The organism is Actinomycetes bacterium, from assembly GCA_024222295.1.
Lineage (GTDB): Bacteria > Actinomycetota > Acidimicrobiia > Acidimicrobiales > Microtrichaceae > JAAEPF01.
In genome coordinates this window covers 21455-41572 of sequence record JAAEPF010000034.1, presented here as the reverse complement: position 1 = coordinate 41572, position 20118 = coordinate 21455, and the positions used below count along the sequence as shown (strand labels likewise).

At 68.4% G+C, this 20118-nt stretch carries 21 protein-coding genes; 14 read left to right on the top strand and 7 right to left on the bottom strand.

Going from position 1 to position 20118, the window contains the following annotated elements; translation table 11 throughout:
- The first annotated feature begins 109 nt into the window (after positions 1-109).
- The 3 genes from hemE to hemG are packed head-to-tail and all read left to right on the top strand — an operon-like array spanning position 110 to position 3389.
- Entirely contained in the window at positions 110-1162 is a 1053-nt protein-coding gene (gene hemE, locus GY812_12845; GenBank protein ID MCP4436365.1) for a uroporphyrinogen decarboxylase, read from the top strand.
- Positions 1159-2067 (top strand): ferrochelatase, encoded by a 909-nt coding sequence (gene hemH, locus GY812_12840; protein ID MCP4436364.1) that lies wholly within the window; start codon positions 1159-1161, stop codon positions 2065-2067. Before hemE ends, hemH begins: the two co-directional genes overlap by 4 nt.
- Positions 2064-3389, top strand: coding sequence for a protoporphyrinogen oxidase (gene hemG / locus GY812_12835; GenBank protein ID MCP4436363.1), 1326 nt, complete (start codon positions 2064-2066; stop codon positions 3387-3389). The genes hemH and hemG overlap by 4 nt, the downstream gene beginning before the upstream one ends.
- 142 nt (positions 3390-3531) lie before the next feature.
- Here hemG and GY812_12830 read toward each other — a convergent pair whose 3' ends face one another.
- From GY812_12830 to GY812_12820, 3 genes are all read right to left on the bottom strand, one after another.
- Positions 3532-3942 (bottom strand): hypothetical protein, encoded by a 411-nt coding sequence (locus tag GY812_12830; protein MCP4436362.1) that lies wholly within the window; start codon positions 3940-3942, stop codon positions 3532-3534.
- Complete coding sequence (locus GY812_12825) at positions 3942-4370, bottom strand: copper chaperone PCu(A)C (GenBank protein ID MCP4436361.1); 429 nt, start codon at positions 4368-4370, stop codon at positions 3942-3944. Before GY812_12825 ends, GY812_12830 begins: the two co-directional genes overlap by 1 nt.
- A 215-nt stretch (positions 4371-4585) precedes the next feature.
- Positions 4586-5257 carry an SCO family protein gene (locus tag GY812_12820; GenBank protein MCP4436360.1) on the bottom strand — a complete coding sequence of 224 codons (672 nt, stop codon included), beginning with the start codon at positions 5255-5257 and terminating at the stop codon, positions 4586-4588.
- 112 nt (positions 5258-5369) lie between these two features.
- Here GY812_12820 and lnt point away from each other — a divergent pair, with 112 nt between their 5' ends.
- Entirely contained in the window at positions 5370-6851 is a 1482-nt protein-coding gene (lnt, locus tag GY812_12815; protein MCP4436359.1) for an apolipoprotein N-acyltransferase, read from the top strand.
- Here lnt and GY812_12810 read toward each other — a convergent pair.
- Positions 6807-7265 (bottom strand): D-tyrosyl-tRNA(Tyr) deacylase, encoded by a 459-nt coding sequence (locus GY812_12810; protein MCP4436358.1) that lies wholly within the window; start codon positions 7263-7265, stop codon positions 6807-6809. The genes lnt and GY812_12810 overlap by 45 nt on opposite strands.
- A 79-nt stretch (positions 7266-7344) precedes the next feature.
- On the opposite strand from GY812_12810, the gene GY812_12805 reads away from it, so the two are divergent.
- The 5 genes from GY812_12805 (at position 7345) to GY812_12785 (ending at position 13483) form a co-directional block, all read left to right on the top strand.
- Positions 7345-8634, top strand: a complete 1290-nt coding sequence (locus GY812_12805) for a glycosyltransferase family 4 protein (GenBank protein ID MCP4436357.1) — start codon at positions 7345-7347, stop codon at positions 8632-8634.
- A gap of 17 nt (positions 8635-8651) precedes the next feature.
- Positions 8652-9419, top strand: coding sequence for a class I SAM-dependent methyltransferase (locus tag GY812_12800; protein ID MCP4436356.1), 768 nt, complete (start codon positions 8652-8654; stop codon positions 9417-9419).
- Entirely contained in the window at positions 9412-10479 is a 1068-nt protein-coding gene (locus GY812_12795) for a prenyltransferase (protein ID MCP4436355.1), read from the top strand. Before GY812_12800 ends, GY812_12795 begins: the two co-directional genes overlap by 8 nt.
- A 3-nt stretch (positions 10480-10482) precedes the next feature.
- Positions 10483-10866: a hypothetical protein gene (locus GY812_12790; protein ID MCP4436354.1), complete on the top strand. Its 384-nt coding sequence runs from the start codon at positions 10483-10485 to the stop codon at positions 10864-10866.
- 85 nt (positions 10867-10951) lie between these two features.
- Complete coding sequence (locus GY812_12785) at positions 10952-13483, top strand: AMP-binding protein (GenBank protein ID MCP4436353.1); 2532 nt, start codon at positions 10952-10954, stop codon at positions 13481-13483.
- Here GY812_12785 and GY812_12780 read toward each other — a convergent pair.
- Together GY812_12780 and GY812_12775 are read right to left on the bottom strand one after the other, a co-directional pair.
- On the bottom strand, positions 13396-13989 hold the full coding sequence (locus GY812_12780) for a class I SAM-dependent methyltransferase (protein MCP4436352.1): 594 nt from the start codon (positions 13987-13989) through the stop codon (positions 13396-13398). The genes GY812_12785 and GY812_12780 overlap by 88 nt on opposite strands.
- Before the next feature lie 58 nt (positions 13990-14047).
- On the bottom strand, positions 14048-14623 hold the full coding sequence (locus GY812_12775; protein MCP4436351.1) for a hypothetical protein: 576 nt from the start codon (positions 14621-14623) through the stop codon (positions 14048-14050).
- Here GY812_12775 and GY812_12770 point away from each other — a divergent pair.
- The 5 genes from GY812_12770 (at position 14622) to GY812_12750 (ending at position 19263) form a co-directional block, all read left to right on the top strand.
- A complete protein-coding gene (locus GY812_12770; protein MCP4436350.1) occupies positions 14622-15521 on the top strand; it encodes an acyl-CoA thioesterase II in 900 nt (299 codons plus the stop codon). The genes GY812_12775 and GY812_12770 overlap by 2 nt on opposite strands.
- Positions 15518-16792 (top strand): PQQ-dependent sugar dehydrogenase, encoded by a 1275-nt coding sequence (locus tag GY812_12765; protein MCP4436349.1) that lies wholly within the window; start codon positions 15518-15520, stop codon positions 16790-16792. Before GY812_12770 ends, GY812_12765 begins: the two co-directional genes overlap by 4 nt.
- Complete coding sequence (locus GY812_12760) at positions 16792-18186, top strand: diacylglycerol kinase (protein ID MCP4436348.1); 1395 nt, start codon at positions 16792-16794, stop codon at positions 18184-18186. The genes GY812_12765 and GY812_12760 overlap by 1 nt, the downstream gene beginning before the upstream one ends.
- A 76-nt stretch (positions 18187-18262) precedes the next feature.
- Positions 18263-18838, top strand: a complete 576-nt coding sequence (locus GY812_12755) for a hypothetical protein (protein MCP4436347.1) — start codon at positions 18263-18265, stop codon at positions 18836-18838.
- The gene (locus tag GY812_12750) at positions 18838-19263 is read left to right on the top strand and encodes a hypothetical protein (protein MCP4436346.1); all 426 of its coding nucleotides are present in this window, start codon (positions 18838-18840) and stop codon (positions 19261-19263) included. Before GY812_12755 ends, GY812_12750 begins: the two co-directional genes overlap by 1 nt.
- A gap of 4 nt (positions 19264-19267) precedes the next feature.
- On the opposite strand, the gene GY812_12745 is transcribed toward GY812_12750, so the two are convergent.
- The gene (locus GY812_12745; GenBank protein ID MCP4436345.1) at positions 19268-20062 is read right to left on the bottom strand and encodes a 1-acyl-sn-glycerol-3-phosphate acyltransferase; all 795 of its coding nucleotides are present in this window, start codon (positions 20060-20062) and stop codon (positions 19268-19270) included.
- Positions 20063-20118 lie beyond the last annotated feature (56 nt).

Here is a 20118-nt window from a genome sequence, read left to right as displayed (position 1 = left end):
GTGGACGCTACCGCTGCCGTCATCGAGCAGCGGTGGACGACCGGGGTCGGGGCCTCGCGCGCCGCACCCGAGTACCGCCTCGATCATGTGCGGCGCGAGACTTGTGGCAATGGCGAACCTCCCCTCCCACGAGGACTCCAACTTCATCCGCGCTGCGCGGAGCCAGCCCGTGGAGCACACACCGGTGTGGTTCATGCGCCAGGCGGGTAGGTCACTCCCGGAGTACCGCGAAGTCCGCGGGGAGGGCACGATCATCAACGCGATCGCTGACGTGGACCGCGCCACGGAGATCACCTTGCAGCCGGTGCGCCGCTACGGAGTCGACGCAGCGATCCTCTACTCCGACATCATGACCCCCGTTCATGCCATCGGTTTCGGCGTCGACATCGAGCCCGGCGTCGGGCCCGTGGTGGAACAGCCATTCCGCTCGGCGGCCGACCTCGAGCGACTACGGCCACTGGATGCCGGCGCCGACACTCCCTACGTGCTCGAAACCGTGCGCAATCTCGTGGCGGAACTGCCGGTGCCGCTCATTGCGTTCGCCGGCGCCCCGTTCACGGTTGCCAGCTACCTGCTCGAAGGCCGACCCACCCGCACCTGGACCGTCACCAAGACGCTCATGCATACCGACGAGGCGCTCTGGAACCAGCTGATGGACCGCCTCGCCGACCTTGCGATCGCGTCGCTGCGCTCACAGGTGGCCGAGGGCGCATCGGCACTCCAGCTGTTCGACTCGTGGGCCGGGGCGCTCAACCCCTCCGACTACGAGCGCTTCGTTCTGCCACACAGCACAAGAGTGCTCTCAGCAGTGGCCGACCTGGGCGTCCCCCGGATCCACTTCGGGGTGAACACAGCAGAGCTGCTCGGCCTGATGGCGTCGGCCGGCGCAGAGATGGTGGGTGTCGACTGGCGCACACCCCTCGACGCGGCCCGCGACCGTGTGCCGGAAGGAACCGCGCTGCAAGGCAACCTGGATCCGGCGCTGGTGGTCGCAGGCTGGGAGGCGGTCCGTCCGGCTGCAGACGATGTGATGCGGCTCGGAGCCGACCGGCGCGGTGGTCACGTCTTCAACCTCGGCCATGGCGTGCTGCCCGAGACCGACCCAACGGTGCTGGAGGCTCTCGTGGAGCACATCCACACGAGCTCTGGGAGCGACAGGTGACCCACGGGCTCGTCGTGATGGCCTACGGCACGCCGTCGGGCCCGGAACAGGTCGAGGAGTACTACACCCACATCCGTCGGGGTAAGCCTCCCGAACCCCGACAGCTGGCCGAGCTGACCGCCCGCTACGAGGCAATCGGAGGGATCTCTCCGATGGCGCAGCGCACCCGGGCACAGCTCGACGCCATCGAGTCGGAGCTCTCGGCCGCCGACCCGGGCAACTGGCTGGTCCGGCTCGGACAGAAGCATGCGTACCCGTTCATCGAGGACGCCGTCGCCGAGCTCAGGGCATCCGCAGTGGACCGCATCGTCGGACTCGTCCTGGCCCCCCACTACTCGGCGTTCAGCGTGGGCCAGTACAACGCCCGCGCCGAAGCCGCCGCGCACACCACACCCTTTCGCGGAATCCAGTCGTGGCATGACCTGCCCGAGTTCGTGAGCTTCCAGGCCCGTGCATTGCGCGAGTCGCTGGCCGCAATGCCGGGCAGCACGCACGTGGTGTTCACCGCCCATTCGCTTCCCGAGAGGGTGCTGGTCGATGACCCGTACCCTGACCAGCTGCACGAGTCGGCCCAGGCGATCGCAGCCGCGGCCGGCGTCTCGCGATGGGCAGGCTGGGGGCTCGGGTGGCAGTCGGCGGGCCGAACGCCCGAGCCGTGGCGGGGCCCCGACATCCTCGGGATCATCGACGACCTCGCACAGACGGGCCGCAGCGACGGGCTCGTGGTGGTGCCCCAGGGGTTCACCTCCGATCATCTCGAAGTGCTCTACGACCTCGACATCGAAGCGGCCCGAGCCGCCGAGCGGGCCGGCCTCCCGTTCGGCCGCACCGCGGTACCCAACGACGACCCCGCTGTGATGGGCGCATTGGCGCGCCTCGTGCTGGCAACTGGAGAGCAGCCATGAGTCGAACGGTCACGATCGTGGGTGGTGGGATCACCGGCCTGGCCGCGGCATGGGAGGCACTCAACCGCGGCGACTCCGTACGCGTACTCGAGGCGTCCGACCATTTCGGCGGTCTGATCCGTACCTCACCGGTGGAGCTGCCCGGAGGCGACGCGCTCGTGATCGACGAGGCCGCCGACGCGTTCCTCGCCCGCGTGCCCGAAGCGGTCGACCTCTGCCGCGAGCTCGGTCTGGAGGACCAGTTCACGCAACCGGCCGCGGGACGGGCCATGGTCCACACGCCCGGCGGGCTGAAGTGGTTCCCTGCCGGGTCCGTCCTCGGGGTACCACTCGACCTGGACGACCTCCAGGAGTCAGGCCTGCTCAGCGACGCTGGCATGGCGGCTGTTCGCGCCGAGTCGGGTCGCGAGGATTCTGCGCTCACCGAGGACGCCTCGGTGGGTGGCTTCCTGCGGGCCCGATTCGGCAACGAGCTCGTGGACCGGGTGGTCGGGCCGCTGGTCGGAGGCATCAGCGCGGGCGACGTGGACCGCATGTCGCTTCGGGCCACCACCCCCCAGATCGCGGATGCCGCAGCGGTCGGCGGCTGCCTCACCGACGAGCTCCGCCGGCGTGCATCGTCGGCGCCGGCGGGCCCGGTGTTCCATGGCCTGCGCGGTGGCACCGGCACCCTCATCGACGCGCTGGTGGAACAGCTCGGCGATCGCGGCGCCGTGCTCGAAACGAACACCTCTGTGGAGTCCCTGGAGGCGCTCGACGCCGACCGCCTGGTGCTGACCACACCCGCTGCCACGTCGGCACGGATGCTTGCCGGCACCTCGGCCACGTCGGTGGAGCTCCTGGGTTCGATCGAGACGGTCTCGGTCGTGCTCGTAACGCTCGTCTACGACCGCCTGGACCTGCCCGACGGGGCGAGCGGTTACCTGGTTCCCCGCGACTCCGGGCAGTTCCTGGCGGCGGTGTCGTGGGGGTCGACCAAGTGGGCTCACTGGGACGACGGTCGCCACAGCGTCTTGCGCGCCTCGGCCGGGCACCGCGACGACCAGCGCGTGTGCGAGATGACCGACGAGGAGATCGTGGCCGGGATGCTCGCCGACATCGCCACGACGTCGGGCCTCGACACAGCGCCGGTAGCCACCCGGGTGTCGCGCTGGAACGATGGCTTCCACCAATACGACGTGGGCCATCTCGACCTGGTGGACCGGATCGATGAGGCACTTGGCCACGACACGGACGGACGGATCAGGGTGGCCGGCTCGGCCTATCGCGGAGTGGGCATCCCGGCCTGCATCCGCCAGGGGCGCGCAGCCGTCGTCGACTGAGCGGGCTCAGCCGGTGGCCCCGCAAAGCAACTCGGGCAGCACCCCCGGGCAGCGTGCAAGACGATCCGACGGGCGCAACCACTACTGCGCAGGCGCCCAGGATCTTGCGCATCGTTGCCGCCATGGGGCGGGCCCCAGCGGGTCAGGCTCCGGTGACGTTGATGGTGAAGACGCCGCTCGGATGCACGTCGCACTCTCCGGTGAGCGTGCCAGGGGTGGTGAACTCCATCGCCACGGTCCGCTCGGCCGGTACCCAGAAGATGCCGACCGCGGCGCCGCGTACGTCTTCGTTGACGATGCGGATCCGCTCGCCGACCTTCACGTCGAGCTCTCCGGGGACGATCTCTATCTCCTCGCCGCCGTCGAGTCGACGGCCGGTGCCGAAGGGGATCACGTAGTCGTAATCGTAGTCGTCGGCATCGGAGTCAACGACCTGGAGCTCGGGTACGGCCCCCGATGACGTCGACGTACCCTCGGCCGACTCCGCCGAGCACGCGCCCAGTACGAGCGCAGCCAGAACCAGCAGCGTGAGCCGGCGGAGTCGGCGGGGCATCAGGAGTCCCTCACCTCTGCGTCGATCGTCTCCTCGGCACCGCTGCTGAAGAGCAGGGTCACCTCGACCGTGTCACCGGCGGTGAGGTCAGCGGCGAGGTCGAGCAACATGATGTGGTAGCCACCGGGCTCGAGGGCAACCGAGCCATCGGCCGGTACGGGGACCTCCTCGACCTCCTGCATGGTCATCATCCCGGAGCCGCCACCCATGTCGTCCTCGGACATGCCCTCGTCGGTCATGCTGTCGTCGGTCATGCTGTCGTCAGACATGCCCTCGTCAGCGCTCATGTCGCCTTCGTCGCCGGCCATGCTGTCGTCGGTCATGCCGTCGTCGGCGGTGGTCTCGTGGACCTGCGCCTCGGCTGCCACGTCACTGGACACGGACGCACCGACGAGGTCGTCAGCCTGGCTGCCGCCCTGGAGCACCATGTACACCGCGGTGTTGCCTCCGGCCGCGCCCGACCGGGCCCAAGCGTCGCTGATGGCCACTTCGGCGCCGGCAGCTGCCTCGGTATCCGATGAGGATTCGTCGTCGCTGCTGCATGCGGCGGCGGGGGCTGCCACGAGCAGGGTCAGCGCTGCGGCGGTTGCGAATCGACGTGTCTTGCGGCGGTTGTTCATCACAGTTCCATTCTCTCAGTTGTTCAGCCTTGTGGTTGCTCGGCCAGCAGTGACCGCACATCTCGTTCGAGGGACTCCCATGTGGTGCCGAACGGCCATGCCATGACCACCTGGCCCTGGTCGTCGACGGCATAGAGCTCCCCGGTGTGGGAAACCTCGATGTCGCCCGCCTCGTTGGTCGTCACCTCGTAGTTGGCACCGAAGGAGTCGGCTGCGGAGCGCAGGGCTGCGTCGTCATCCGTGCGCAGCGAGAGGCCGTCGGGCACGAAGTTGGTGACATAGGAATCGAGCACATCGGCTGTGTCTCGAGCGGGGTCGACCGTCACCACGGACACATCGATCAGCTCGGCTTCGTCCTCCGGAAGTCCGCCAAGCACCCGCCTCACGTCCGACATCGTTGTCGGGCACACGTCGGGGCAGAAGGTGTAGCCGAAGTACACGAGCTCGAGACCACCTGCCACAGCAGACATCGTGTGCTGGCCACTGCCGTCCGCAAGCGGCAGGCTGACATCACCGACGAACGGAGGTGGATCGACCACGTAGCCCGAGTACGTGTCGACCCCGTCGGTGGAAGAGGAGGTCGACGCAGCCGAGTCCGACCCTCCGCAGGCAGCGAACAACAGGCCGGCTGAGGCGAACAGGGCCGTGGCGAACCCGTAGGTGCGCGACCGGGGGTGAGTGGTGGACCGTCGCATCTGCAACAACGCTGCTGCACCCGGACCAGCAAGGTCAAAAGACCCACAGACGCCACTCAGGTCCGGGCCCCGCGTTTAGGTCCACGGTGTGACGGATGCGACAATCCGGGCCATGTCCGACCGGATCCGCACAGGCGTAATCGCGCTCGCGGCCGGCCTGTTGGTCTGCTTCTCGATGCCTCCCTGGGGAATCTGGCCGCTGGCGCCCGCCGGGATCGCCCTGTGGTTGCACCTGCTCGATGGTGCGCCGCTCGGACGCCGGGTCGGTATCGGCTGGATCGTTGGCATCGGCTGGTTCGGGCCGTCGACGTTGTGGATGTACGGCCTCACGGCTGCCGGCTACCCGTTCGGGGTCGTGTTCGGCTGGGGTCCGATGGTGGCCTTCACCTCGGCCGTGGTCCCCCCGGACCGACGCCGCTTCCTGGTGTTGCCCGCGGCGATCGTGGGCTACGAGTGGTTCCACTCCCACGCACCCTTTGGTGGGGCGCCGCTGTCGATGCTCGGCATGTCCCAGGTCGGCACCCCGCTGCTCGGCATCGCCCGCCTCGGCGGGGTGCTGCTGGTCGGGGCCGCCGTGTCGGCACTGGGAGTAGCCCTGTATCTGGCGGCCAAGGGCCGCTGGCGGGCACCCGTCGCTGCGGTGTGCGCCGTGATCGCCTTGGCGATCGTGGGCTCGCTCTGGCCGCTCGGCGACCCGGTCGGCACCGTGACGATTGCTGCGGTGCAGGGCGGCGGGCCCCAGGGAACCCGCTTCGCCTCGGGCCAGGAGCCGCAGGTGTTCAACCGCCACGTCGAGGCGACGCGCACAATCTCCGATGACGCACCGGTGGACCTCGTGGTGTGGCCGGAGAACGCGATCAACGTCGACGGCAACTTCGCGGACCATCCCTGGCGTGAGGTGATCGCAGCCGAAGCTGCCCGCATAGGTGTCCCGATCGTGGTCGGAGTGGTGGACGATGGTCCGACCGACGACAGCTTCCACAACTACTTGCTCGTGGTCGAGCCCGATGGCGAGTTGAGCGACCGATTCGACAAGGAACGTCGGGTGCCCTTCGGCGAGTACACCCCTGTTCGGTGGCTGTTCGAGCCCGTGGCAGCGGGCGCGTTGCCACCGCGCGACCAGATCCCGGGCGAAGGCGTGGCTGTGATCGACACACCGGGTGGCCCGATGGCGGTGGTGGTGAGCTGGGAGGTGTTCTTCTCCCGTCGGGTCCGTGAGGGCGTGCGTGCCGGTGGCGAGGTGGTGCTCAACCCGACCAACGGCTCGAGCTACACACTCACCCAGGTGCAGACCCAGCAGGTCGCGGCATCGCAACTGCGCGCCGTCGAGAGCGGCCGCTGGGTCGTGCAGACGTCACCCACCGGCTTCTCGGCGTTCATCGATCCCGACGGGCGCGTGTACCAGCGCACTGGTGTGTCTGAACAGGCCGTCCTCGAGCGCACCATCGACCGCTACGACTCCACCATGCCGGCCCAGGCGCTCGGTGCGATGCCGGCGTTGCTGCTCGCCGCTGCCGCCGTCGCCGTGGCGCAGCTACGGCTGCGGGACTCAGAGCTCGACGAGGAGCGTGACCGGGCCGTCGTTGACGACTGAGACCTCCATGTCGGTGCGGAATCTTCCGGTCTGGGGGTCCGCTCCGAGGTGCGCCAGTTCTGCAACGAGCAGGTCGATGAGTGGCTCGGCGTGTTCGGGGCGCGCGGCCGCCACGAACGACGGCCGACGGCCCTTTCGCACGTCGCCGTAGAGCGTGAACTGGCTAACGACCAGGATTCCCCCCTCCTCGCCCGCCGCCTCCCGGTCCGCCAGCGACCGGTTCATCGCCCCGTCGTCATCGGAGAACACCCGCAGGTTCCAGAGCTTGTCGGCCATCTTCTTCGCCGTGGCCTCGTCGTCGTCGTGGGTCACGCCCACGAGCACCGCCAGCCCTTGACCGATTGCCCCGACCTGCTGCTCGGCTTCGCGATCGACCACGGCGGCCGAAGTAACTCGCTGCACGAGGGCCCTCATGGACACAGTCTGACCGGCTGGCAGCTTCATCACCCAACGTGGTGGCGCGTTTGACCTACACCACGTACCGCGGCGACCCTTGTTGGTCATGCCCGGCCCCGACGACCCGCTGCGTATTGCATACCTCACCTACCGCGGGAAGCCCCACGTGGGTGGCCAGGGGGTCTACACCCGGCATCTGACCAAGGCGTTGGCTGATCTCGGCCACCACGTCGAGGTGCTTTCCGGCCAGCCGTACCCGGTGCTCGACCCACGCGTGCCGCTGGTGGAACTGCCGAGCCTCGACATCTACAACGACCACTTCCCGATGCGCATGCCCGGCATCTGGGAGCTCAAGGACCGCTGGGACTGGCTCGAGGTGACCTCCTTCTCCACGGGCACCTTCCCAGAGCCGCTCGCCTTCTCGATGCGTGCATGGGACCACCTTCGCAAGCGGGTCAACGAGTTCGACCTCGTGCAGGACAACCAGTGCCTCGGCTACGGCCTCCTCGCCATGGAGCGATCGGGACTGCCGGTGCTCGGCACCATCCACCATCCGATCACCGTCGACCGCCGCCTCGAGATGGAGCACGCCGAAACGCCGTGGAAGCGCATGGGAAAGGCGCGTTGGTACGCCTTCACCAAGATGCAGACCCGGGTTGCGACCCGTCTGCGTCGCGTAATCACCGTGTCGAAGAACAGCTACGAGGACATCGTGCGCGACCACCTCGTGTCGCCCGAACGCCTGCACGTGGTACCGGTGGGCGTCGACCCCGACCTGTTCACGCCGATGCCCGACGTGGAGCGCCGCCCCAACCAGATCATCTCGACCGCCTCGTCTGATGTGGCGATGAAGGGCCAGCGTTACCTGCTTGAGGCTCTCGCCCAGATCCGCGCCGACCGGCCCGAGGCCGACCTCCGCCTGGTGATGGTCGGCAAGCTCAAGGAGGACTCGGCAGCCAAACGCACCATCGACGAACTCGGACTCAACGACGTCGTGGAGTTCGTTTCCGGGGTGAGCGACGAGCGCATCGTGGAGCTCTACAACGAGTCGGCGTGCGCCGTGGTGCCTTCTCTCTACGAGGGCTTCTCACTCCCGGCCATCGAAGCGATGAGCACCGGGTGTCCGCTCGTGGCCACGACCGGGGGCGCCCTGCCCGAGGTGGCCGGTGCTGACGGCGAGACCTGTTACGCCGTGAAGCCCGGTGACGGCGCCGACCTCGCCCGGGGGATCATGGCTGTGCTGGATGACCCCCACGCAGCCGAGATCATCGGCAAGGCCGGCCGCGAGCGTGTGATCCACCGCTGGAGCTGGCGCCACACCGCAGAACAGACCGTCGACCACTACCGCGCCACGCTCGAGGCCACCCCGCCTCAGGCCCGGCGCTGACGGGCCGGGAGAACCGAATGCTGACTGTCGACTACGACCGACTTGGATTGGCTGAAGGCGACCTGGTGCTCGACATGGGCGCCGGCGCCGGTCGCCACTCCTTTGAGTGCTTCCGCCGTGGGGCCCGGGTGGTGGCACTCGACTACGGCTTCGACGAGCTGCCACCGGTGCGCGACCTCATGTGGGCCATGAAGGAAGCCGGCGAGGCGCCCCGCGAGGGGCTCGCCGCATGCATCAACGGCGACGCGCTGCGCCTGCCGTTCGCCGATGACACGTTTGACCACGTGATCTGCTCCGAGGTGTTCGAGCACATCCCGTCCGACACCGACGCGATGTCCGAGCTGCAGCGAGTCCTCAAGCCCGGAGGCACACTCGCCGCCACGGTGCCGGCCTGGCTGCCCGAGAAGATCTGCTGGGCGCTGTCAGCGGAGTACCACGCACCGCTGTCACCCGGTGGGCACGTGCGCATCTACACCGAGGAGCACCTGAAGGCACGCCTCGAGGAGGCCGGGCTGGAGCCCACCGAGTCGCACCGGGTACACGCACTGCACTCGCCCTACTGGTGGCTTCGCTGCCTGGTGGGTCCCACCAACGACGACCACCCGTTGGTCAAGGCGTACCACGAGCTGCTGGTCTGGGACATGGTGGACCAGCCGGCTGTTACCCAGGCTGCCGAGAAGCTGTTGAGTCCGGTGATCGGCAAGAGTGTGGTCGTCTACGCCACCGCTTCAGGCTCGGCCGCCCGTAGCGAAGCAGCTGAGGACAAGGCGGATGTGCATGCCTGAGAGCCCCAACTTCCTGGCGGACGTGGACGACTTCGTGTCCGCACCACAACTCCAGGCGACTGTCGATGCGATCGCCGAGTGGCAGCTCGAGTCGGGCATGGTGCCCTGGTTCCCCGGCGGCCACGCTGACCCGTGGAACCACACCGAAGCGCTCATGGCGCTGATGCTGGGTGGGCGTCGCGGCGAGGCCGAGGCCGGCTTCGAGTGGCTCCAGAAGTCCCAGCGGGACGACGGTTCGTGGCACCAGTACTACCTGGCGGACCGCGTGGAGCAGGACAAGCTCGATGCCAACTGCGTGGCCTACGTGGCCGGCGGTGTCTGGTTCCACTGGCTGCTCTACCGCGACCGGGGTGCGCTCGAGTCGATGTGGCCGATGGTCGAAGCGGCAGTCGAGTTCGTGCGAGGACTGCAGACCCACCGCGGAGAGGTGATCTGGGCTCGCCATGCAGACGGCACGCCGTGGACCTTCGCACTGCTTACAGGCTCTTCGTCGATCGGCCACAGCCTCCGCTGCGCGATCGCGATCGCGGAGGAGCTCGGCCACGAGCGCCCCACCTGGCGGCGCTCGGCCGCGCGGCTGGTGCGCACGGTTCGCGACGAGCCCGACGCCTTCGCACCCAAACACCGCTGGGCGATGGACTGGTACTACCCGGTGCTCACCGGTGCCGTGCTGGGCGAAGCGGGCCGTGAGCGGCTAGCGCACCGCCGCGAGGCGTTCGTGATCGATGGATGGGGAATCCGCTGCGTCTCGGACCGGCCGTGGATCACCGCCGCCGAGACGTGCGAGTGTGCGATGGCGCACCTGGCCGTTGGCGAGGACGAGTGGGCCCGGCGACTGTTCGGATGGTCTCAGCAGCTTCGGTCCGAGGAGGACCGCTACTGGACCGGCATCGTGGTGCCCGAGGAAGTGCACTTCCCCGGAGGCGAGCAGTCCACGTACACATCGTCGGCCATCGTGATGGCAGCCGATGCGCTCAACGGCTCGTCGCCTGCGTCAGGACTGTTCACCCGCCACGAGGAGCTTCCTGCCGTGGTGGACGCCGACGCGCTGGAAGGCTGAGCCGTGCTGCGCAGTGCGGCTGCGATTCTCGCTGTCGGCTTCGTGCTGGTCACGTTCGGGTCGACTGCTTCGGCGCACGGGAACCAGTCCGACGATGCCCCGGTCACGACCTCCACGCTGCCCGAGTCGAATGCTGACATCGGCCGGATCATTCCGTTGCCCAATTCGGGCCAGGAGCCACAGGATCCCGGCGACCCGGGCGGGTGGCAGCAAGTGGCGCTGTTCTTCCTGGTGTGTGCGGTGATCCTCGCGATGGCGGGTTGGGTGATCTGGCGTGGTCGGGTCAACCGGGCCAGGCGCCGCGAGGCCGGGTTGGACCGGGTGGAGGTGGCCCGCCGTGCCGGTGGTGACGTACGCAAGCCCCGACCCCCGGGCATTGTCGACTGAAACTGTCGACTGAAGCTGTCGACTGAAGCTGTCGGCCGTCGAACCGACATTGCACCGTGTTAAGCGTGCTTAATAGCATGGGGGCATGTGCCCCACCCCGGCTGCGTCCCTCGCGGCTCCCCACGGTGCCATCACGCCGCTCGGGGACCCGTCGTCACCGGCGCTGATCGACGCGTCGGGCACGCTCTCGCACGGGGAGCTGGCGGACGCCGTCGCGGAGACGGCCGAAGCCCTCGCAGCACCCCGCACCCTCGCGGTGGTGAAGGCGGCTCGCGACCGTGCCTCGGTGACGGCTTACCTGGGGGCGATGGCCGCCGGCCATGTCGTGCTGCTGACCGACCCCGACGGACCTTCCGACGAGGTCACGGATCGATTCGTACCCGGGCTCAGCTTCGACGGCGCCACCTGGGAACACCGCGATCTCGCGGCGCCTGACCTGCACCCGGACCTGGCACTGTTGCTGAGCACCTCTGGGACCACGGGATCGCCGAAGCTGGTCCGCCTCTCGCACGACAACCTGCGCAGCAACGCCGAGGCCATCGCGCAGTACCTCGGGATCACTGCTGCGGACCGAGCGCTCGCCACGTTGCCGCTGCACTACTGCTACGGCCTGTCGGTGCTCAATTCGCACCTCGTGGCCGGTGCTGCGGTCGTGCTGACCGACAACAGTGTGGTGGACCCGTGCACATGGAAGCTGGCCGGGCGTGCAGGCGTAACGAGCTTCGCCGGCGTTCCCCACACGTTCAGCCTGCTGGAGCGTGGCTCGCTCGACCGATTGCCTCACACGCTGCGCCTCGTGACCCAGGCCGGTGGACGCTTGCCTGCTCCCGACGTGAGGCGTTGGGCCGCCATGGGTGAGGAGCGCGGCTTCGACTTCATCGTCATGTACGGCCAGACAGAGGCCACTGCCCGAATGGCGTGGCTCCGCCCCGAACTCGCGTCGAGCAGGCCCGATGCCATCGGCGAGCCGATCCCGGGTGGTTCGTTCCGCCTCGATGGCGACGAGCTCGTCTACAGCGGCCCCAACGTGATGCTCGGCTATGCAGCCAGCCGCCACGACCTGTCGCTCGGGCGAACCATCGACGAACTGCACACCGGTGACCTGGCGCGCCGGGCCCCCGACGGCCTCTGGGAGATCACCGGCCGACGGAGTCGGTTCGCGAAGCCGTTCGGGCTGCGCGTGGACCTGGAGCGACTCGAACAGACGCTGACCGATGACGGGATCACGGCCTGCTGCATGGCCCTCGAGCGCGACGGAGCGGAACTACTGGGCTGCCTCGTTCAGGGCGATCACCCCGAACACGCGACCACCCTGCTCGCCGCCCACACCGGCCTGCCTCCCGGGGCGATCCGCAGTGTGGGCACCGACGCGATCCCTCGTACGTCCTCGGGCAAGGTCGACAGCGTCAGGGTCGAGGAGCTGCTCGATGATGCGGGCGGGCCGGCTGGCGAGGACTCGCGCCGCGACTCGGTGAGCGAGATCTTCGAGGTCGCATTCCCCGGCGCCGCCGTGGGGGCCGGTGACACGTTCGTGGACCTCGGCGGCGACTCGCTCTCGTACGTAGAGGTGTCGATGGAGCTCGAGACGGCGCTCGGCCGGCTGCCCGCCGACTGGCACCTTCTCACCGTCGAGGAACTGGAGGCCGCTGCGGGCCCTCCCCGCCGTCTCGCGCGGGTCGAGATCGGCGGGGTGCTGCGGACCCTCGGAATCCTGATGGTGGTCGGCCGGCATGTGGAGCTGACTGTGCTCGGGGGCGGAGCGCACGTCCTCATGGCCCTGAGCGGCCACAACTTCAGCCGCTTCCCGCTCACCGCGTCGCTGCGCGACGGGAGGTTCGGGCGGATCTTCTCCGCAATGCTGCGCGTGGCGGTACCAACCGCGCTGTGGCTCGCAGCCGTGGTCATCGTCACCGGTGGCTACAGCTGGGCCAACGTCGGCTTCCTCAACGCAGTCTTCGGGCCGGACTCGTGGGGCGACACCTGGCGCTACTGGTACCTCGAAGCGCTGGTGCAGATCCTGGCGGTGATGGCCCTGGTCTTCTGCATCCCTGCGATGCGCCGGGCGGCTTCCCGCTTCCCGTTCGCCCTGCCGCTCGGGTTGTCAATCGCGGCGCTGACCGTGCGGTTCGGCATCATCGAGTACGGCCACGAGTACCGCCAGGTCAACCTCGCCACCGGCGTTGCCTGGCTGTTCCTGCTCGGCTGGGCGGCGCACCGTGCCGGGACCGTCCCCCGCCGCCTGCTGGTGACCGCGATCGTGGCGGTTGCACTGCCGGGATGGTTCGGCGAACCGATGCGCGAGGTGACAGTGGCTGTTGCGATGCTGGCGATCATCTGGCTGCGCGAGGTACCCGTCCCGCGACAACTGGCGCCCACCATCGGCACCATCGGTGGCGCTTCAATGTGGATCTACCTGACCCACTGGCAGGTGTACCCGCCGCTCGAGGGCAGTGTCGCCCCCCTGGGCCTGCTGCTCCTCTCGATCCTCACTGGCGTGCTCGCGCAGAAGGTGTGGGACCGGTTGGTGGCCTACTCGGCGCGTCTTGCCCGCAGGATCCGCAGGGATCCGACGGCTGACACTTCCTCGAAGCGACCCGACTCGATCGCCGGAAGGTAGATCTCCTCATAGGGAGGCCGTCCACCGTCGGCCGGGTCCGGGAACACGTCGTGGATCGCCAGCAACCCGCCCTCGGCAACCATCGGGTTCCAGCACCTGTAGTCGGCGCGGGCCGGCTCCACACCATGGCCCCCGTCGATGAAGACCATCGCGGCGGGTGTCGACCACCATCGCGAGACCGTGGGCGAGTCACCGACGATGGCCACGACCACGTCCTCGACCCCGGCCGTGAACATGTTGCGCCGGAATGTGGGCAGCGTGTCCATCACCCCGAGCTCGGGGTCCACGAGGTCGGGCTCGTGCCACTCCCAGCCGGGCTGGTTCTCCTCTGAGCCGCGGTGGTGGTCGACGGTAACGACCACATTGCCTGCCTCCCGGGCGGCCGCGGCCAGAAAGAGGGTCGAGCGACCGCAGTAGGTGCCCACCTCGACCACGGGCGCGTCCGGCACGGCGGCGACGGCGTCCAGGGCGGCATCGTGAAGTGCGATCCCCTCGTCGAGAGGCATGAACCCGCGGGCAGCCTCGGCATGCGCGAGCAGTTTCTCGTCCACGCAGACCCCCGAGTCAGACCGGCAGGTCGCCGTGCATCATGTCCAGGTCGTCATCGCTCGGCTCGTCGCCGTGGTGGGTGACCTTGAACAACCAGCGGTCGAGGATGAAGAAGCGGGCGAGCCAGACGATGCCGAAACCGGTCAGCTGGGCGAAGAACACCGCCACCTTCTCCCAGACGCCGTGGCCCTCGATGGCCCAGTCGACGAACAGGGTGAGCAGCGTGGCCAGCCCGACGCCGAGCATCGCCGCCACCCAGAACACCACCACCTGGGTGTGGAGGTTGTCCTTGGAGGTGTTGCGCCAGACCCAGTGCTTGTTGGCGAAGAAGTTGGGCACCGTGAGCACCGCAGCAGAAGCCAGTGACGCCGCCACCCAGTTGATGTCTGTCGTGCCGTCGGCCAGGGTCGTGGTGAACAGCAGCGCGCCGAACAGCTGGATGAGGATCTGGCCCAACGGCACGAACACCAGGGACACCCCGGCGTAGCGGAGTTGCTTGCGGCCCTCTTCGGAGCGAGCGTGGTCCCGCAGCGCTGCGGGGGTGACCTTCACAGCACTTGATGCTACAGGAGCACCCGGGGCGCTCCCCATTGGTGAAACCACCCGGCAGAATGGGGCCGTGGACCAGTCAGCAGTGGACAATTTGGTGGACCTGTTGGATCTCGAGCGCATCGAGGCCAACATCTTCCGCGGCAACAGCCCCGATGAGGACCGTCAGCGGGTCTACGGCGGCCAGGTGGCAGGCCAGGCCTTGGTGGCCGCCGCACGCACCGTGGAGGACGACAAGCACGTGCATTCCCTGCACGCCTACTTCCTGCGGGGCGGCGACCCGAGCGTGCCGATCGTCTACGAGGTGGCCCGCATCCGCGATGGGCGCAGCTACGGCACCCGACGGGTGCAGGCCATCCAGCACGGCCGGCCGATCTTTCACCTGTCGGCCAACTTCGGGCTCTACGAGAAGGGCTTCGAGCACCAGTTCACCGCTCCCGAGGGACTGCCCGAGCCTGAGGACCTGGCCGACTTCCGCACCCGGATGGCGCCCTACAAGGACCTGATCGGCGACTGGTACGACCGCCCGCGGGCGATCGACAGCCGCTACTGCGGTCCGGGGCCGTGGGAGCGCAGCGAGGCACTGCCGCCGGTGCAGAACGTTTGGCTGAAGGCCAACGGGATCCTCCCGGATGACCCGGTGCTGCACATCTGCGTGCTCACCTACGCGTCGGACATGACCCTTCTCGACACCACGCTGCAGCCCCACGGCGCCTCGTTTGCCGCGGGCAGCGTGTTCATGGCGTCTCTAGATCATGCGATGTGGTTCCATCGACCGTTCCGCAGCGACGACTGGCTGCTGTACGCACAGGACACTCCGAGCGCGTCACACGGGCGCGGACTCGGGCGTGGGCTGGTCTATGACCGTGAGGGTCTGCTCGTGGCGTCGGTGATGCAGGAGGGCGTGATCAGGCCGATGCGTGAAGGTGGAGACGAATGATGCGGCGGGGCACGACACACACGACCGCCGTGCTGCTGGCCTCGGTAGCCCTTCTGGCCGGCGCTTGCGGCGGCGACTCCGACGGATCCGGGGGCACTGCGGATGCCGGCCAGAGCGGAGCGCGGCCCACATCGACGCCTTCGACGACCACGTCCGGCGACAGCTCGGAGGAGAGCGCACCCCCAACAGGGCCTCCACGGCTCGGCGAGGTCGATGTGTCGCTCGACCCGCTGGGCGTGAGCCTCGACTCCCCCACCGACGTGCATGCGTCGGGGGGCACGCTGCTCGTCACCGAGCGCAACGGCAGGGTCGTCGAACTCGTGCCCGACGCAACAGGTGACTACGAGGTGGCCGGCACCGTCGTGGACCTGCGCGACGAGGTCGGCTCCACCGAGGCCGAGCGAGGCCTGCTGGGGCTGACCACCGACCGCGACGAGACGCATCTGTACGTCAACCACACGCGCACCGACGACGGCGCAACGGTCGTGGCCGAGTACACGCTCTCGGGCGCACCGGGGTCGCGGCGCGCCGACGCCCGCAGGGAGCTGCTGGTCATCGACCAGCCGTTCCCCAACCACAACGCCGGTGACCTGGAGTGGGGACCCGATGACATGCTCTGGGTTCCAACGGGTGACGGAGGTTCGCGCAATGATCCCGAAGGACGCGCCCAGCGGCTGTCGGACCCGCTCGGAAAGCTGCTGCGCCTGGACCCGTCACTCGCAGGCTCTGGGGATGAACTCGCCCCCGCCGACAACCCCTACGTCGAAGACCCCGATGCCAACGCGTTGGTTTGGGCCCGCGGACTTCGCAACCCGTGGCGCATCAGCTTCGACCCGGCGACCGGTGACCTGTGGATCGCGGACGTCGGCCAGGACCGCGTAGAGGAGATCTCCGTGCTGCGCGCCGACGATGGCACGGGCCGCGGCGCAGACCTGGGATGGGACCGCTTCGAGGGCAACGAGCTCTTCGACGACCCGGGCCCGACCGACGGCTGGCCCGACGACGACGCCATCCTCGTCGGGCCACTTCACACATACCCGCACGACGGGCGGTGCTCCATCAGCGGCGGGTACCTGTACCGGGGCTCCATCGCGGGGCTCGACGGTGCCTACCTGTTCTCCGACTTCTGCGATGGTCAGTTGTGGGCGCTGGCCTCCGACGGGACTGCAGTCGATCTCGGGGTGGCCGCCGAGTCGGTCGTCTCGGTCAACCCGGACGAGGCGGGCGAGGCGATCGTGGTCAGCGCTGGCGGGCTGTACCGGCTCAGCTGATGGGCATCCGGGACTCGCGCCCCGCAAGGGTGGCCCGCCGCCACCAGCGGGCCATGGCTGTGGCGGCCCTGGTCCTCGGCGCCGCGACGGCCCTGGCCGTCGTGCTGATCCTGGTCGACAACATCGGCCATGTTGTCGTGGCATTGGCCGGTCTGGCTCTCGTCGGCGTTGGCTCCTGGTACGCGGCCACCTCGCTGTGGCCGCGCCGCTGGCTGGCGCTGCTGGCTGTCGGCTTCGGGGGGTTCGTGGTCGTGTGGGCGCTGGGCTCCGCAGTCGAAGCCGACGTCGCCATCTGGCGGATTCTCGGCGTCGCGTTCGGCATCGCGGCGACGACGGTCTGTGCACGCACAGCCGTGAGCTCGGGCTCGCGGACGGTCTTCGTCAGGCGGCAGCCGCCGCAGAGACCAGTCCTGGTGTGCAACCCGGTGTCGGGGGGCGGGAAGGTCCAGCGCTACGGCCTGGTCGAGAAGGCCGAGTCCCTGGGAGTGCAGGCGGTCGTGCTCGGACAGGGCGACGATCTGGAACGTATTGCCCGTGACGCCGTAGCCGGTGGCGCCGACTGTCTCGGGATGGCGGGGGGTGACGGCAGCCAGGCCGTCGTCGCGTCGGTTGCGGTGGAAGCAGGGCTGCCGTTCGTATGCGTCGCCGCCGGCACGCGCAACCACTTCGCGCTCGACCTGGGGCTGGACCGCGACCATCCGGCCAGCACTCTCGATGCGTTCACCACGGGCCTGAGCCGTTCGGTGGACTACGCGACCGTTGAGTCAGGCGGCGACATCCACTTCTTCGTGAACAACGTGTCTCTCGGTGTGTACGCCACGGTTGTGCAGGAGGACAGCTACCGCGACGCAAAGGCGAGCACCGCGTTCGACCTCCTACCCGAGCTCCTCGGCAGCCGCACCGATCCGTTCGACCTCTCCTTCGTGGGCCTCGACGGCACCCCGGTCAACGGGGCGTTCCTCCTGCTCGTGTCCAACAACCCCTATGTCTACGGCCCCAACGCCGATCTGGGACAGCGTCGAGCGCTCGACACGGGGCACCTCGGCGTGTTCGCGCTGAGCAACACGACCGGCGCCGACGCGGCCGCGCTGGCCGCACTGTCGGCGCTGGGCGTGCAGCGACGCAGCCCGCACTGGCACGAGTTCGCCACCACCGGTTTCGAAGTCGACTCCCGTTGCGGGACGGCGTTCGCCGGAATGGACGGTGAGGCCGCGGAACTCGCCACCCCCCTGCGGTTCAGGATCCACCCGGGCGGCCTCACGCTGATGGTGCCTTCCGACAACCCGGAGTCGGTCCGCAGGCGCCACGCTCGCGACGTCGGCCTCGATGACCTGCTGGCCGTCGCTGGTGGCGCAGGCCCCGCCGGTCGCCAGCACCTGCCCGAAGTGCGCTGAACGGCCGGCCGTCCACCCACCGGGACCCGTGCGGACCTAGAGTTCGGGTGAGTCGCCGAGAGACCGGAGGACGCACATGACGGCCGTCACCGAAGACGATCTAGTTGCCGAAGAAGTTCGCCAGTTCAGCAACAACTGGTGGCTCTGGCTGATCACCGGAATCCTCTGGATCGTCATCTCGTTCATCGTCCTGTCGTTCGATCCGACGTCGGCCGCCACGATCGCATTCATGTTCGGCTTCGTGCTGTTGTTCGCAGGAGTGGCCGAGTTCGTGGCGATCGGTGTCGCCGAGGGATGGAAGTGGCTGCACGGGGTCATGGGTGTGCTGTTCGTGATCGCCGGCATCCTTGCGCTGATCGAACCGTTCCAGACCTTCGGAATCCTCGCCCTGCTGATCGGCTGGTTCCTGTTGTTGAAGGGCGTCTTCGACATCACGCTGAGCATCGCCGGACGTGACCAGATCCCCCTGTGGGGTGTCCAGTTGGCCGTGGGAATCATCGAGATCCTGCTCGGCCTGTGGGCAATCGGCTATCCGGGCCGGTCCGCCTGGCTGCTCATCCTGTGGGTGGGCATCGGCGCCCTGGTCCGGGGGATCTCCGACATCATCACGGCGTTCAGAGTCCGTTCCCTGCCTACAGGAGGGTCCCAATGATGAGCCACCGCACCCGCCGCGCTCTCGCCGCAGTGGCAGTCGCCGTACTCGTGCCCGCGCTCGCCGCCACGGCCTGCTCACGCAAGTACACCTCGGAGCGAGATGGCAAGGCGCTCGGCCAGGCCATCTGTGACCTCTGGGAAGCAGACGACCGCGACGAGGCCCGCGAAGCGAGCGACAACATCGCCGAGGAGCTGGACAACCTCGAGAACGAGTACGCCTTCTACACCTCCGAGGATCGGGAGTACGTGAAGGACAACCTCTCGGACTTCTTCAACAACGCATCCGAGGGTGACATCACCGCGATGCAGCAGGACCTGGCCGACCTCGACCAGAGCGCCCAGAACATCGCCGAGAACGCGGGCGACGTGACCCAGGCCGCATGGGACGGCCTACGTCAGGGCCTGAGTTCCTGCATCGGCTGAGCAATCAGGCCGCAGCGGCCCGCAGTTGGTCGCGCTCGGCGAGGATCAGGCCCTGCACCTGGTCGCGCAGGGCGTCGACGTCGTCGAGGGTGAGTCCCTCGGTCGGTACCGGGTCGAGCACCTTGACCTGCGCATCGGCGTGTCCGAACCGCCAGTCATGCTTGCGCAGGGCGCGCCGGGTGCCCTGCACGACGAGTGGCAGCACCGGTAGCTGTGTCTCGATTGCCAGCCGGAACGCACCGTCCTTGAAAGGCCGCATGTCGTCGCTCTCCGAGCGGGTGCCCTCTGGGAAGATCATCACCGAAACCCGCCGGTCGAGTGCCTTCTTGCACAGCTGCATGGCCTTGCCCGCGCTGCCGCGGTCACCACGCTCGAGGGGGATGTCGGCGGAGAGGTACATCAGCCATCCTGCGACCGGGATCTTGAACATCTCCTTCTTCGACAGCCACTTCATCTCCCAGGGGACGTGGCTGATCAACAGGATGTCTACGAAGGACTCGTGGTTGGACACCACGACGTAGGGGTTGCGGGGATTGTCCGGCAGGTTGCCAGTGACCCTGAAGTGCCAGAGCGGATTCAGCTTCTCGACGACCACCGGCATCTTGCGGTACAGGTAGCCGACATACCAGCGGGCCCGGTCGAACGGCAGCGTCACCAGCCAGGTGATGCACATGAGGGGGATCCAGATCGCGACGCAGGCGCCGAACACGAACCACGACCACACAGACACCAGGGTGGTTCCCAGCCCGGCCCGGTCCTCTGGCTCTCGGTCGGTTTCCTGGGTGCCGGTCTCGCTCATGATCTGCAGGCTATGTCGCAGCCGCCGCTACCGCGCAGCTGCGAGCTTCACGACTG